At 73.8% G+C, this 14,811-nt stretch carries 12 protein-coding genes; 7 read left to right on the top strand and 5 right to left on the bottom strand.

Features of this window, described 5'->3' with window-relative positions:
- Positions 1-154 precede the first annotated feature (154 nt).
- The 7 genes from Cph01nite_RS06535 to Cph01nite_RS06505 all read left to right on the top strand — a co-directional run bounded on the left by Cph01nite_RS06535 (position 155) and on the right by Cph01nite_RS06505 (position 10,493).
- Positions 155-1,900: an ABC transporter ATP-binding protein gene (locus tag Cph01nite_RS06535; protein WP_203672449.1), complete on the top strand. Its 1,746-nt coding sequence runs from the start codon at positions 155-157 to the stop codon at positions 1,898-1,900.
- Entirely contained in the window at positions 1,897-3,885 is a 1,989-nt protein-coding gene (locus Cph01nite_RS06530; protein ID WP_373307546.1) for an ABC transporter ATP-binding protein, read from the top strand. Before Cph01nite_RS06535 ends, Cph01nite_RS06530 begins: the two co-directional genes overlap by 4 nt.
- 244 nt (positions 3,886-4,129) lie before the next feature.
- The gene (locus Cph01nite_RS06525) at positions 4,130-5,551 is read left to right on the top strand and encodes an SLC13 family permease (protein ID WP_203672447.1); all 1,422 of its coding nucleotides are present in this window, start codon (positions 4,130-4,132) and stop codon (positions 5,549-5,551) included.
- 83 nt (positions 5,552-5,634) lie between these two features.
- On the top strand, positions 5,635-6,927 hold the full coding sequence (locus Cph01nite_RS06520) for an endo-1,4-beta-xylanase (RefSeq protein WP_203672441.1): 1,293 nt from the start codon (positions 5,635-5,637) through the stop codon (positions 6,925-6,927).
- 104 nt (positions 6,928-7,031) lie between these two features.
- A complete protein-coding gene (locus Cph01nite_RS06515; RefSeq protein WP_203672439.1) occupies positions 7,032-8,303 on the top strand; it encodes an MFS transporter in 1,272 nt (423 codons plus the stop codon).
- A 38-nt stretch (positions 8,304-8,341) separates the two neighbouring features.
- Positions 8,342-9,184 carry a TrmH family RNA methyltransferase gene (locus Cph01nite_RS06510; RefSeq protein WP_203672437.1) on the top strand — a complete coding sequence of 281 codons (843 nt, stop codon included), beginning with the start codon at positions 8,342-8,344 and terminating at the stop codon, positions 9,182-9,184.
- A 217-nt stretch (positions 9,185-9,401) separates the two neighbouring features.
- The gene (locus tag Cph01nite_RS06505) at positions 9,402-10,493 is read left to right on the top strand and encodes an acyltransferase family protein (protein ID WP_203672436.1); all 1,092 of its coding nucleotides are present in this window, start codon (positions 9,402-9,404) and stop codon (positions 10,491-10,493) included.
- A 70-nt stretch (positions 10,494-10,563) separates the two neighbouring features.
- Here the strand turns inward: Cph01nite_RS06505 and Cph01nite_RS06500 are convergent, their stop codons facing one another.
- The 5 genes from Cph01nite_RS06500 to Cph01nite_RS06480 form a co-directional block, all read right to left on the bottom strand.
- Positions 10,564-11,403, bottom strand: coding sequence for a DivIVA domain-containing protein (locus Cph01nite_RS06500; protein ID WP_203672435.1), 840 nt, complete (start codon positions 11,401-11,403; stop codon positions 10,564-10,566).
- 87 nt (positions 11,404-11,490) lie between these two features.
- A complete protein-coding gene (locus Cph01nite_RS06495; RefSeq protein WP_203672434.1) occupies positions 11,491-12,057 on the bottom strand; it encodes a YbaK/EbsC family protein in 567 nt (188 codons plus the stop codon).
- A 34-nt stretch (positions 12,058-12,091) separates the two neighbouring features.
- A complete protein-coding gene (locus tag Cph01nite_RS06490) occupies positions 12,092-12,628 on the bottom strand; it encodes a YbhB/YbcL family Raf kinase inhibitor-like protein (protein WP_203672508.1) in 537 nt (178 codons plus the stop codon).
- Positions 12,629-12,674: 46 nt separating this feature from the next.
- The gene (locus Cph01nite_RS06485; RefSeq protein ID WP_203672433.1) at positions 12,675-14,378 is read right to left on the bottom strand and encodes a SulP family inorganic anion transporter; all 1,704 of its coding nucleotides are present in this window, start codon (positions 14,376-14,378) and stop codon (positions 12,675-12,677) included.
- A gap of 1 nt (position 14,379) precedes the next feature.
- On the bottom strand, positions 14,380-14,736 hold the full coding sequence (locus tag Cph01nite_RS06480) for an ArsR/SmtB family transcription factor (RefSeq protein WP_203672432.1): 357 nt from the start codon (positions 14,734-14,736) through the stop codon (positions 14,380-14,382).
- Positions 14,737-14,811: the final 75 nt, after the last annotated feature.

Below are 14,811 nucleotides of genomic sequence, written 5' to 3'. Positions count from 1 at the left end.
CCCCGTCCGCGGGGTGCCGGCGTCGTGCTGTCCGCCCTGCGCGGAATCGTGGTGCACCGGGGCGGTCGGCGCGGCATCGTGTACCTGCTCCCGGGCTCGTCCGAGAGCCGGCCGTGCCCGTCCGCCGGCAGCCCCGACCGAAGGGCTCTGATCGATGCTCGTGCGTCTGCTCCGGGAGCACCTGCGCCCCTACCGCGCGGCGGTCGCCGCCGTGCTGGTGCTGCAGCTCGTGCAGGTGCTCGCGACGCTGTGGCTGCCCAGCCTCAACGCCGAGATCATCGACGACGGGGTCGCGCAGGGTGACACCGCGACGATCTGGCGGCTCGGTGGCGTCATGCTGGCCGTCAGCCTGGTCCAGGTCGCGGCGTCGGTGGCCGCCGTGTGGTTCGGTGCGCGTGCCGCGATGGCGTTCGGGCGGGACGTGCGGGCGCGGCTCTTCGCCCAGGTGCAGTCCTACTCCCAGCAGGAGATGGGCAGGTTCGGGGCGCCGACGCTGATCACCCGGACGACGAACGACGTCCAGCAGGTGCAGATGGTCGTGTTCATGACCTTCGTGTTCCTCGTCATGGCGCCGCTCATGCTCGTCGGTGGCGTGGTGATGTCCTTGCGTGAGGACGTCCCGCTGTCCGGCCTGCTGCTCGTCATCGTGCCCGTCCTGGCGGTGCTGATCGGGCTGATCGTCTCGCGCATGGTGCCGTGGTTCCGGCAGATGCAGCAGCGCATCGACGCCATCAACCGGGTCATGCGCGAGCAGCTGGCCGGCGTGCGCGTGATCCGCGCGTTCGTGCGGGAGCGGCAGGAGCAGGTGCGGTTCGAGGTCGCCAACGACCACCTGTACACGGCGTCCCTGCGCGCCGGCCTCCTCATGGCGCTGCTGTTCCCCGTGGTCATGCTCGTCATGAACGTCTCGAGCGTGTCGGTGGTCTGGTTCGGTGCGGCCAGGGTCGACGCCGGCGAGATGCAGATCGGCTCGCTCATCGCGTTCCTCAGCTACATCATGTTCGTCCTCATGGCCGTGATGATGAGCTCGATGATGGTCGTGATGGTGCCCCGGGCGATGGTGTCGGCGGACCGGATCGGTGAGGTGCTGGACACCTCGACGACGGTCGTGCCGCCGGAGCGGCCGGTCGCGTTCCCGACGGGCCCCGACGCGCGACCGGGCCTGCTCGAGCTGCGGGACGTCGAGTTCCGGTACCCGGGTGCCGAGCAGCCGGTGCTGCGGGACGTGTCGTTCGTCGCCGAGCCCGGGCGCACGACCGCGGTGATCGGCTCGACCGGTTCCGGCAAGACGACCCTGCTGCACCTCGTCCCGCGCCTGTACGACGTCACGGGCGGGAGGGTCCTCATCGACGGCGTGGACGTCCGCGACGTCGACCCGGCGGCGCTCGGGGGCAGGATCGGACTCGTGCCGCAGCGGCCCTACCTGTTCACCGGGACCGTGCGCAGCAACCTGCAGTTCGGCAAGCCGGACGCGACCGACGACGAGCTGTGGCACGCGCTCGAGGTGGCACAGGCACGTGACTTCGTCGATGCGCTGACCGAGCAGCTGGACGCGCCGGTGGCCCAGGGCGGGACCAACCTGTCCGGGGGGCAGCGCCAGCGGCTCGCGATCGCGCGGGCCCTCGTGCGACGTCCCAGCATCTACCTGTTCGACGACTCGTTCTCGGCCCTCGACTACGCCACCGACGCCGCCCTGCGCGCCGCCCTGGTCCCCGAGACGCGCACGGCCACCGTGCTCGTGGTCGCCCAGCGCGTGGCGACCATCCGGCACGCCGACCGCATCCTCGTCCTCGACGAGGGACGCGTCGTGGGCGACGGCACCCACGACGAGCTCCTGGCGACGAACCCGACGTACCAGGAGATCGTGTACTCGCAGCTGAGCGCGCAGGAGGCGGCGTGAGCGCCACGACCAGGGAGGCCCGACCGGGGCCGCCTCCGGGGACGCCCCGCGGCGGCCCGATGGGCATGGGACTGGGCATGCCCGGGCAGAAGTCGATGGACTTCCGCGGGTCCCTGCGTCGGCTGCTCACCGTGCTGCGCCCCGAGCGCGCCCGGCTCGTCGCCGTCCTGGTGCTCGGCGCGCTGTCCGTCGCGGCGGCGGTCGCCGGCCCCAAGCTGCTCGGCACCGCCACCGACGTCCTGTTCGAGGGCGTCGTGTCGCGTCAGCTCGACCAGGTCGCGCCCGCGGGCGCGACGCAGGCGCAGGCCGTCGACGCGCTGCGCGCGGCCGGTCAGGACCAGCTCGCCGACCTGGTCGGGGGCATGGCGGACCTCACCGTCGGGTCCGGTGTCGACTTCCCGCGGCTCGGCTCGATCCTGCTCGTCGTGCTCGTCGTCTACGTCGCGGCGTTCGTGCTCGGGTGGCTGCAGGGCCGCCTGACCGCGCGCGCGGTGCAGAACACGGTCCGGCGCATGCGGTCGCAGGTCGAGGAGAAGCTGGGGCGCGTCCCGCTGTCGTACTTCGACCAGCAGCCGCGTGGCGAGCTCCTCTCGCGCGTCACCAACGACATCGACAACGTCGCCCAGACCGTGCAGCAGACGCTGTCGCAGCTGGTCACGTCGGTGCTGACCGTCGTCGGCGTCCTGGCGATGATGTTCTGGATCTCGCCGCTGCTGGCTCTCGTCGCCCTCGTCACCGTGCCGCTGTCGGTCGTCATCGCGGCGGCCATCGCCAAGCGCTCGCAGCCGCAGTTCGTCGAGCAGTGGGCGTGGACCGGCAAGCTCAACGCGCACATCGAGGAGATGTTCACCGGGCACGCGCTCGTCACGGTCTTCGGCCGGCAGGAGGAGGCCGCGGCGACGTTCGCGGAGCGCAACGAGCGGCTGTTCGACTCGGCCTTCAAGGCGCAGTTCATCTCGGGGATCATCCAGCCGGCCCTCGGCTTCGTCGCCAACCTCAACTACCTGGTGGTCGCCGTCGTCGGCGGGCTGCGGGTCGCGTCCGGCACGATGACGCTCGGTGACGTGCAGGCGTTCATCCAGTACTCGCGCCAGTTCACGCAGCCGATCACGCAGATCGCGTCGATGGCGAACCTCCTGCAGTCGGGTGTCGCGTCGGCCGAGCGCGTCTTCGAGCTGCTGGACGTGGCCGAGCAGTCCCCGGACCCCGCCGAGCCGGCCGTGCTGCCGGCGCGGGTGCGCGGCCTCGTCGCCTTCGAGGACGTCTCGTTCCGCTACGAGCCGCAGACGCCGCTCATCGACCACCTGTCGGTCGTCGCCGAGCCGGGGCAGACGGTGGCGATCGTCGGGCCCACCGGCGCGGGCAAGACCACCCTCGTCAACCTCCTCATGCGCTTCTACGAGGTCGACGCCGGGCGCATCACCCTCGACGGTGTCGACACGCGCGCCCTCACCCGTGACGCGCTGCGGTCCCAGATGGGCATGGTGCTGCAGGACACGTGGCTGTACCAGGGGACGATCGCCGAGAACATCGCGTACGGCGTCGACGACGCGACGCACGAGCAGATCGTCGAGGCGGCGGTCGCGACCCACGTCGACCGCTTCGTGCGGACCCTGCCCGACGGCTACGACACGGTGCTCGACGACGAGGGTGCCGCGGTGTCCGCGGGTGAGAAGCAGCTGCTCACCATCGCGCGCGCGTTCCTCGCCGACCCGGCGATCCTCATCCTCGACGAGGCGACGTCGTCCGTGGACACGCGCACGGAGGTGCTCGTGCAGCACGCGATGAACGCGCTGCGTGCCGGACGCACGTCCTTCGTCATCGCCCACCGGCTGTCGACGATCCGCGACGCGGACGTCATCCTCGTCATGGAGCACGGGCAGATCGTCGAGAAGGGCACCCACGACGGGCTCGTCGCGGCCGGCGGTGCCTACGCGCGGCTGTACGAGAGCCAGTTCGCCGCAGCGGCGGACCCGGTCGACTGACCCCGCGGTCCGGTCGGCACGGCACCGCGCGTCGCCGTCGCGGTGGCGACCGAAGGTCCCAGGTGCGCGACGGCGCCGGGACCTAGCGTCGAGGGGGACGACACGCCCGCCCACGCGACGAGGGGGTCGACCCATCAGCACCGCCGCTGCACCCGCGCCCACGCACCCACGTGCTCGCCGAGGACGGGGGAGCGGCGTCCCGCGTGCCGAGCGCCGCCTGCCGAGCCGGCCCACGGTCGGCCTGGTGCTCGGTCCCGTCCTGGCCGCGCTGGTGGCCTGGTGGGTGCCCGACATGCCTCCGGAGGCCGCCGGCGCACCGGCGACCGCGGGCGCGCTGACCGCCGCGACGCTCGTCCTCATGGGCGTGTGGTGGATGACCGAGGCGCTGCCCCTGCCGGTGACGGCGCTGCTGCCGCTCGTCGTGCTGCCGGTCAGCGGCGTCGCGCCCGTCGCGGACGTCGCCGCGCCGTACGCCAACAAGGTGATCTTCCTGTTCCTCGGCGGCTTCGTGCTCGCCATCGCGCTGCAGCGCTGGGACGTGCACCTGCGCATCGCGCTGGGCGTCGTCCGCCTCGTGGGGACCGCCCCACGGCGGCTCGTGCTCGGGATGATGGTCGCCACGGCGCTGCTGAGCATGTGGGTGTCCAACACGGCGACGGCCGTGATGATGCTGCCGATCGGCATCTCGGTGCTCGCGCTGCTGGGACGCGAGCGCGGGGGCGTCGACGGCCGGCTCTCGGCCGCCCTCATGCTCGGCATCGCGTACGCGGCGACCATCGGGTCCTTCGGCACGATCATCGCCAGCCCACCCAACGCGCTGCTCGTCGGCCACCTCTCGGGGACCTACGGGATCGAGATCGGGTTCGGGCAGTGGATGGCCCTGGGGCTGCCGCTGTCGGTCGTGTTCCTGCTGCTGGCGTGGCTCGTGCTCACCCGTCTGGTGTTCCGGTTCGACCCCGCACCGCTGTGCGACGACGACTCCGTGGTCCGCGCCGAGCTCGACCGGCTCGGGCCCATGGGCCCCCCGCAGCGCCGCGTCGTCGCCGTGTTCGCGCTCGCGGCCGTCTCCTGGATCGCGCTGCCGCTCGTGTGGCGCGGGACGCCGGTGACCGACGAGGTGGTGGCCGTGACGGTCGCCCTGCTGCTGTTCCTGCTGCCGTCGGGCGCACCGTGCGGGGGCCGCCTGCTGGACTGGTCGGACACGGGCGAGCTGCCGTGGGGGATCCTGCTGCTCTTCGGCGGGGGCCTGGCGCTGGCGTCCCAGATCACCTCGTCGGGGTTGTCGGTGTGGATCGGTGAGCGCGCGCGGGGCCTCGAGGGCATGCCGACGGTCCTGGTGGTCGCCGCCGTGTGCGTGCTGGCCGTCGCGATGACCGAGTTCATGTCCAACACGGCGACCGCTGCGACGCTGCTCCCGATCATGAGCACCGTCGGCGACGCCCTGGGCTACGGGCCGGTGCTGCTGGCCCTGCCGGTCGCTCTCGCGGCGAGCTGCACGTTCATGATGCCGGTGGCCACCCCGCCGAACGCGATCGCGTACGCCTCCGGGTACGTCCGCGTGCCGGACATGATCCGAGCGGGCGCGCCGCTGAGCGCCGCGTCGGTGCTGCTCGTGACCCTGACCGTCACGACGCTCGCGACGTGGGTGCTCGGCATCCCGGGCTGAGGATGAGAGCCTGAGCACAGGAGCGAGGACGCCGGCCTGCGGGTGTGGCGCCCCGCCTGCCGACCCACGTCCCGAGGAGCCGTATGACCGCCCAGCCCAGCCCGTCCGCCGTCGTGAGCCCCGCCGTCGCCGACCCCCACGTCGGGCACCGCACCCGCGGCCGCTCCGTGCAGGTGGTGGACCGCGACGGGAACCCCCTGGCGGGGGTCGCCGTCACGGTGGAGCAGACGCAGCACGGCCTCGGGTTCGGCTGCATCGGGTTCGACGAGGTGCACCGTGCGGCACGCCGGCTCGCCGGGCAGCCGTTCACCGCGGACGAGGACGCCCTGCACGACCGCCTCGACGCGCTGTGGTTCGACCTGTTCGACACCGCGACGCTGCCGTTCTACTGGGGCACCTTCGAGCCCCGCGAGGGTGAGCCGCGCACCGCTGCGCTGCGGGCGGCCGCCGAGCACTTCGTCGACCGCGGCGCCCGCGTCAAGGGACACCCCCTGGTCTGGCACACCGTCGCCCCGCAGTGGCTGGTGCCGAAGCCGGACGACGAGGTCGAGCGGCTGCTGCGTGCCCGCGTCCGGCGGGACGCCGGCGAGTTCGCCGGGCTCGTCGACACCTGGGACGCGATCAACGAGGTCGTGATCATGCCGGTGTTCACCAAGGACGACAACGCCGTCACGCGCATCGCGAAGACGGTGGGCCGTGTCGGCATGGTGCGCCTGGCGTTCGAGGAGGCACGGGCCGCCAACCCGGCCGCGACGCTCCTGCTCAACGACTTCGACATGTCGGCCGACTACGAGCACCTCATCGAGGAGTGCCTGGCCGCGGGGATCCGCATCGACGCCCTCGGCCTGCAGAGCCACATGCACCAGGGCACGTGGGGCCAGGAGAAGACGCTCGACGTCCTCGAGCGGTTCGGCCGCTTCGGGCTGCCGCTGCACTTCACCGAGATCACCCTCATGTCCGGCGAGCACATGCCGAAGCACCTCGACGACCTCAACGACCACCAGGTCGAGCACTGGCCCAGCACCCCCGAGGGGCTCGAGCGGCAGGCGCAGGACGCCGTCGAGCTGTACACCACGCTGGTGGCCGACCCGCGCGTGCAGGTCATCACCTACTGGGGGCTGTCGGACCACGGCATGTGGCTCAACGCCCCGGGTGGCCTGGTCCACGCGGACGGCACGCCCAAGCCGTCGTACGACGCGCTGCGCGGCCTGATCCGTGGGCAGTGGTGGCTCTCGCCGACGGCAGCGACGACCGACGACGAGGGGCGCCTGCGCCTCAGCGGCCTGCCCGGCCGCTACGCGGTCACCGCGGGCGGCGCGGTGGGCGAGGTCGTCGTCGGCGACGACGAGGACGAGGCCACCGTCACCGTCGCGTGAGCACCGCTCCGGACCCCGGGCAGGACGCCGCCCGGGGTCCGGTGCGACGCACGTCACCGGTGTCGGACGTCGAGCCGGGCTCCGCGGTGGACGATGCTCGTCCCATGGACCCCGCGCACGGCACCGTCGCCCGGCCGCGTCTCGTGCGCGACCGCCTGACCGTCGGCCTCTACACGCCGTTCGCCGTGTGGGGCTGGCTCCTGTACAGCTTCAACCCGTCCGTGCCGCTGCTGGCCGACGAGCTCGGCATCACCGCGGCCCAGGCCGGCCTGCACGGCACCGCGATGGCCGTCGGAGGGCTGGTCGCGGCACCGCTGACGCCGCGCGCGGTGCGGGGCCTCGGGCGGCGCGGCGCGATCGTCGCCGCGGCGTCGGTGGTCGCCGTCGGGGTCGTCGGGCTCCTGCTCGGCCCCACGCTGCCGTGGACGCTCACGGGCATGTTCGTCACCGCGGCCGGCGGCAACGTGCTCATCGCCGCCACCCAGGTCGGGCTCGCGCAGCACGCGGGGCGGGCGGCCTCCGCGGCGATCACCGAGGCCAACGGCGTCGGCTCGTCCATCGGGCTCGTCGGGCCGCTCGCCGTCGGCGCGTGCGTCACGCTCGGCTGGGGGTGGCGACCGGGGGTCGCGGTGACGGTCCTGCTCGCACTCGTCGCCGCGGTGGTCATCGCCCGGCTGCCCGCATCGCGAGGGCTGCCGGCGCTGCGCGGCCGGTCGACGCACGACCCGGTCACGAGCGACGACGTGACGTCGTCCGCCGCCGCGACGGGACCCGCGACGGCGGCCCCGGTCGCCGCGGTGTCACGGCACCGGCTGCTGCGCGCCGCGCCGCTGTTCCTCGCGACGATCGTCGCGGCCATCGCGCTGGAGAACGCCACCACCTACTGGGCCACGGACCTCGTGCGCGGCCAGACCGGCGCGGGTGCGGGCATCGCGACCGCCACCACCGCCGGGCTCGTCGCCGGCATGTCGGCCATGCGGTTCGTCGTCGGGCCGTTGTCGTTGCGGGTGCAGGCCGCGCACCTGCTGGCGGCGTCCTTCGGCATCGCCGTCGTCGGGTGGGCCGTGCTGTGGACCGCGACGGACCCGGGGGTCGCGCTCGCGGGGCTGGTCGTCGCAGGGTTCGGCTACGGCGCCCAGTACCCGCTGTCGGTCGCCCTGCTGCTCGCCGCGTCCCCGGGGCGCGGGGACCGGGCGCAGGCGCACGCGACCCTCGCGGGGGCCCTCGCCATCGGCGTCGCGCCGTTCCTGCTCGGGGCGCTCTCGGACGCCTTCGGCACGCACAGCGCGTTCCTGCTCGTGCCGGTGGTGGCTGTCGCCGGGGGTGTCGTCGCGCTGCTCGGGGGCCGGGCCGTCCGGCGCGACGCCCGCGCGTAGGTCAGGCCCGCGGGCCTGCGACCTGGGAGGATGGGTCCGTGTCCCGTGCCGACGTGCAGCCCGTCACCGACCGCGACGACCCGCGCCTGAGCGACTACGTCGCCCTCACCGACGTCGCGCTGCGCACGCGCGTCGAGCCAGCCAACGGCCTGTACATCGCGGAGAGCTCGACCGTCCTGGGCCGTGCGCTGCGCGCCGGGCACCGGCCGCGGTCCGTGCTGCTCGCGCCGCGCTGGCTGCCCGATCTCGAGGCGATGCTCGCGGACGTCCCCGGTGACGACGCCGTGCCGGTGTACGTCGCCGACGAGCCCGTGCTGGAGGCCATCACCGGCTTCCACGTGCACCGGGGTGCGCTCGCGGCGATGCACCGGCCCGACCTGCCGACGGTCGCGGACGTGCTGGCGCCGGCGCGCGGGGGTGCCGGTGCACGGCGGGTCGCGATCTTCGACGGGATGGTCGACCACACCAACCTGGGTGCCGCCTTCCGCAGTGCTGCGGCGCTGGGTGTGCAGGCCGTGCTCGTCACGCCGACGTCCGCGGACCCGCTCTACCGGCGCGCGGTCAGAGTGTCCATGGGCACGGTGTTCCAGGTCCCGTGGACCCGTATCGCCGACTGGCCGGGCGAGATGGACACCCTCCACGAGCTCGGCTTCACCACCGCGGCGATGGCGCTCAGCGACGACGCGATCACGCTCGACGAGCTCGTCGAGGAGCAGCACGAGCACCTCGCGCTGGTCTTCGGCTCGGAGGGTCACGGGCTGCCGGCGAGCACCCTCGAGCGTGTGCGGCGCGTCGTCCGCATACCGATGGCCGGGGGAGTCGACTCGCTGAACGTGGCCGCCGCTGCTGCCGTGGCGTTCTACGCGACGCGGGTGGTCTGAGGTCTCACCCGCCGTCGAGCCGCTCCCACCCCAGGGTGCGGTCGGACCTGCCCACGTCCGCGCGCAGGTCCGGCGGTGCGACGTGGGCGTCGGCCGTGCCGGGGCCGAGGACCGCTGCCCGACCTAGGTCTCAGACCCGGCGGTTCGACCGGCCATAGCATCCGCTCGGAGTCGTGCCCGGGTGGCGGGCGCAGGACGGACGGAGGGCAGGACAGTGGTGGTCGTCGCCCCTGCCGTGGACGTGGGGAGGACCCAGCGGGTCCACAGCCTGCAGTGGTTGCGGTTCGTCGCGGCACTGGCCGTCGTCTTCTACCACGCGGCCGTCTACCAGTCGCTCCAGCGGGACAGCTCCTGGGCGCTGCAGTACGTGCCCGGGTGGCTCGGCGCGGTGGGCGTGTCGCTGTTCTTCGCGCTGTCGGGCTACCTCATGTCCTCGTCGATGCACCGGTACCCGGCACCGCAGTTCCTCCTGCACCGCCTGGTGCGGATCTACCCGCCGTTCTTCGTCGTCGTGGCGCTCGTGCTCGTCGCGGCGACCTGGTCGCCGATCACGGTCCCCGTCGACGTCTACGCGCTGTCGCTGCTGCCGTACGGCGGCGCGACCTACCCCCTCGGCGTCGAGTGGACCTTGGTGTTCGAGATCGCGTTCTACGTCTTCGTCGCGGTCCTGATCGCCCTGGGACGCGTCCGGAGCGCCGCGTCCGTGCTGATCGGCTGGCTCGGCCTGATCCTCGTGCACAACGTGCTGTGGCCCGACGACCCCTCGGTCAACGTCTTCCCGGCGCACGACCTGCCGTTCGTCGCCGTCACGACGGCCTTCGCCTTCGGTATGCTCCTGCCGCTCGTGCTGCACCGGCCCCCTCACCCGGTCGTCGCGGCCATCGTCGGGACGGCGCTGTGGCTCTCCGGCTCGTCGCAGGGTGTGACCGCAGGCCGCTGGGGCCTGGGGTTCGGCAGCGCACTGCTCGTGCTGTCGCTCGCCAGGTACGACGGCTGGCGCCCGGTCTTCGGGGACACCCCCGCGGGACGGCTCGGGAACCGGCTCGGCAACTACAGCTACATGCTGTACCTGTGCCACCTGCCGGTGATCCGCACCCTCTACGCGACGCTCCCCGGCGTGGGCGTCGTCCGGGTGTTCGTCCTGTCGATCGTCGCGTCCGTGCTGCTCAGCATGCCTCTGGGTGAGCTCGACATGTGGATGTACCGGCGTCTGAAGGAGCGCGTCGACCAGGCGAGCCCCGGCGTCCGGACCGTCCTGGCCGGTGGGTTCGTCGCCGTCTTCACGGCATCGGCGGTCGTCTTCTTCTGAGCGATCCCGCCCACGTGGCCCGCCGCGGCGCTCCGTTCGCACGGCTGCGGCGCGCGCCTGCCCGCCCCGCTCACGCGTGGCCGAGGGCGGTGAGCACCGGCACGACCACGCCCATGTAGACGGCGGCCACCGCGGTCAGCGTCAGGTACGGGTAGGCGTGCGCCCAGCTGAACGCCTCCGGCCAGGTCCGGCGCGCGTCCTTGGCCCGGTCGTGCAGGAGGTCGCCGGCGGTGACGCGCACCCGGTGCCGCAGCGGCTCCCACATGCGGCGGACGGGCTTGTGCCACCACTCGTGCACGCGCAGCCGCACGGCGCCCTCGCGGTCCACCACGAGGTAGTAGGTCGTGCCCCCGGATCGCGGGTAAGTCAGGACGAGCTCCACGATCTCGCCCACGTCGGCGGCGTCGAGGTGCCCGCCCGTGCGCAGCGGCGGCGCCCAGCTGATGCCGGAGTCGGTGACCTGCACCCAGCGGGCGCGGACCCGTCGGGCCCGGCGCGGGGTGACGGCACGCGGTGGTCGCTGCGGCGGCAGGCCGACCACCAGGAACGCGATCAGCTGATGGAGCGGGACGCGGCGCGCCGGACCGCGGCGGCGTCCGGTCGGCTCGTTCGCGAGGGCCGCCCCGGTGGTCCTGGGGGGCGGTGGCGGGGCGTCGAGCGTGTCGCGCAGCCTGCTCAGCAGCGCGTCGACCGCCGCCATGTCGTATCCCGTGACGAGTCGGCGCGTCCGCAGCACCAGACGGTCGACCTCCTGTGCGGTCACGTCGTGCGCGTCGAGCGGCCGGGTCGCGCGGTCGCGGAGCGTGCGCACGGCGCGGTCGAGGAACGCGTCGACCTCGGTCTGGTCGTAGCCCTCGCGGAACGACGTGACCGGGAGCCGTGCCCGCAGGATCTCGTCGGCGCTCAGCACCCCGTCAGTGTCCCGCGACGGCACCCGGGCACGGGCGCTCGACGTCCCGGAGTCACCCGTTCGCCTCGGCGGACGGCGCGCGCACCGTCAGCCGATCGCGAGCCCGTCGACCACCTCGACGCCCGGCGCACGGACCAGCAAGGACCCGGGCAGTGCGATCTTGGAGCGGCGGACGCCGCTGCCGATGACGACCAGCCCGTCCACGTCGCCCTGCGCGACGCCCGCGTCGGCAAGCACCCGGTAGTCCGTCGGCAGCCCGAGCGGCGTGATGCCGCCGTACTCCATGCCCGACTCCTGCACCGCGCGGTCCATCGGCAGGAACGACGCCTTGCGCACGTCGAGCAGGCGCTTGACGGCGTTGTTGACGTCAGCACGGGTCGTCGCGCGCACGAGGCACGCGGCCGTGCGCTCGACACCCTCGCGCTTGCCGGCGACGAGCACGCAGTTGACCGACACCGACAGCGGCAGGTCGTAGGCGTCGGACATGGCGGCCGTGTCGGCGAGGTCCGGGTCGATGGCAGCGACGAGGACGGCGTCGGCGACGGCGGGCTCGACGACCGCCCACCCGCTGATCGCCGCGTGCGTGCTGGTGGCCAGCAGGTCGGGGCGGTCGACGGCCCGCTCCCAGGTCAGCGTCCCGAGGGTGGTGGTCATGCGCGGCAGGTTACCCGGGCGTCCACCGCGCCGCTCAGCGCTGGTACGTCCCCATGAGCACGGCGCGCGCGATCGTGTGGAACACCAGGACGCAGCTCGCGGCCCCCGGCGGGGTGTCGGGTGTCAGGCCCAGGTCGGCGGTGTCGAGGGCGTGCACCGCGACGTAGTACCGGTGCACCTGGTCGCCGGGCGGGGGAGCGCAGCCGACGTAGCCGGCGACGCCGTCGTCGCCGCGCAGGTGGAACGCACCCGGGGGCAGCCCGGAGCCGTCGGGACGTCCCGCGTCACGGTCCAGCGACGTGACGTCGGCACCCAGGCCGAGCACGGTCCAGTGCCACCAGCCGGCGACGCCCGGGGCGTCGGGGTCGAAGACGTTGACGGCGAACCCGGCGGTCCCCTCGGGGAACCCGGACCAGGACAGCTGCGGGGAGACGTCCCGACCGTCGTCGGTGTGGGTGTGCGCGTCGGGGATGCGCCCGCCGTGCACCCAGTCGGTGCTCGTGAGGGTGAACGCGGGGACGGGGGGCAGCAGGGGATAGGGCTCGTGGGCCACGGGACGGGTCAGGGACATGGGCACGGGGGACCTCCGGTCCGCCGCGGCGCCGGTCGCCGGGCGGTCACCCCATCCTGGTCGTCGCCGGGTCGCGGCGCACGTGCGAGCGGGCGTGCGCGAGCGCCTCGTCGAGGTCGTCGAACAGGTGGCGCTCGTCGCCGAGCGCGTCGAGCACGCCGACGCTGCGCGCGAGGTGCCGGTGCTCGGGCCGCAGGCCCTTGAGCAGCACGACCATGCCGCGTCGGCGCAGGTCGGTGACGATCTCGGCCAGGGCGTTCGCGCCGCTGGCGTCGAGCACCCGGACGTTGCCCAGGCGCAGGACGACGACGCGCACGTCGCTGACCAGCGCCAGCTCGTCGAGGAAGCGGCGCACGTCGGCGAAGAAGAGGGCACCGTCGATGCGGTACACGGCGATGTGCTCGTGCAGCAGGTCGCGCTCGGCGGCGGCGGTGACGCGGTCGCCCGGGGCGTCGGGCACCGGTTCGCGGTGCAGCCCGCTGGAGCGTGCGACGGCGCGCAGCGCGAGCACGGCAGCGACCGCGACCCCGACCTCGACGGCCATGACGAGGTCGAACACGACGGTCACGGCGAGCGTCACGCAGAACACCAGCGCACCGGAGCGCCCGGACCGGCAGATCGCGCGGGCCGTCGGCAGGTCGATCATGCGCCCGGCCGTGATGAGCAGGACCGCCGCCAGGACGGACAGGGGGATGCGCCCGACGAGCGGCGCCGCGGCGTAGACGATGGCGGCGAGCACGAGGGCGTGGGTGAGGGACGCGACGCGCGTGCGCCCGCCCGCGCGCACGTTGACGGCGGTGCGCGCGATCGCACCGGTCGCGGGCAGCCCTCCGCACAGCCCTGACGCGATGTTCGCGACGCCCTGGCCGAGCAGCTCGCGGTTGGGTCGGGTGCGCCCCAGGTCGTCCGCCATGCCGTCGGCGACGCGGGCCGACAGCAGCGACTCCAGCGCGGCGAGCGCGGCGACGGCCAGCGCGGCGGAGAAGAGCGCACTGGTGGTCTCGAGGTCCACGACGGGCAGGTGGGGGGCGGGCAGGCCGGACGGCAGCACGCCGATGCGGTCGACGTCGAGCCCGGCGACCTCGGCCACGACCGTGCCGAGGACGACGGCCACGAGCGATGCGGGCAGCCCGCGGTGCAGGCGGGGCAGCGCGATCAGGACGGCGACGACGAGGGCGACGAGCGCGAGCGGGGCCACGGCCTGGCTCCAGTCGACGCGGGCGAGGGTGCGCAGCGCGACGAGGCCGGCGTTCTCACCCTCGGCGCGGGGGGTGTCGAGGGCGAGCGGGACCTGCTGCAGCGCGATGACGACGCCGATGCCCAGCGTGAAGCCCTCGACGACGGGCCAGGGGATGTACGCGACGAGCCGGCCGATGCCCAGCACCCCGGCCAGCACGACGAGGCCGCCGGCCATGATCGCGACGACCGGGACGGCCTCGGTCCCGTGGCGGGCGACGACGGGCAGCAGCACCACCGTCATGGCGCCGGTGGGTCCGCTGACCTGCAGGTGCGAGCCCCCGAGGACGGCGGCGACCGCGCCCGCGACGACCGCGGTGACCAGCCCGGCGGCGGCACCCAGACCGGAGGCGACGCCGAACCCGAGGGCGAGCGGCAGGGCGACGACGGCGACGGTGATCCCGGCGACCAGGTCGCCGCGCCAGGACCGCGGCAGGTCGCGGTAGTCGGCGTGGCGGGGGGTGAGCGCGCGCACGCGCTGCCAGGCGGAGGACGCGACCGCGTCGATGCTCATCTCACGCCTCGGCGGCGGGGGTGGCGTCGTCGAGCAGGTCCCGGTGGCGGGCCGCGGCGTCGACGAGCACGGTCCGGGCGGCGGCGAGCATGTCGGCGACCGCCGGCTGGGCGAGCGCGTAGTGCACGGCGTTGCCGGTGCGGCGCGCGGTGACGACGCCGGCGCGGCGCAGCACGGCCAGGTGCTGGGACAGGTGCGAGGCCTCGAGGCCGAGCTCGGTGAGCAGCTCGCTGACCTGCCGATCGCGCTCGACGAGGAGCTCGAGGGTGCGCACGCGCACCGGGTGGGACAGGGCCTTGAACAGCTCGGCCTTGACCTCTGCGAGGGGGCGGTCGGGGCCGAGGGCATGCAGCGGCACGGGAACTCCGGGATGACGGGTTGATGGAACCGTCAAATGCTACGCCTCGCCCGAGCGGCGGTCGTGGGTCGTTCG

The sequence above is a fragment of the Cellulomonas phragmiteti genome, assembly GCF_016862775.1.
Taxonomy (GTDB): Bacteria; Actinomycetota; Actinomycetes; order Actinomycetales; family Cellulomonadaceae; genus Cellulomonas; species Cellulomonas phragmiteti.
Note: the sequence above shows the minus strand (reverse complement) of the source record. Positions and strands in the feature narration are given on the sequence as shown.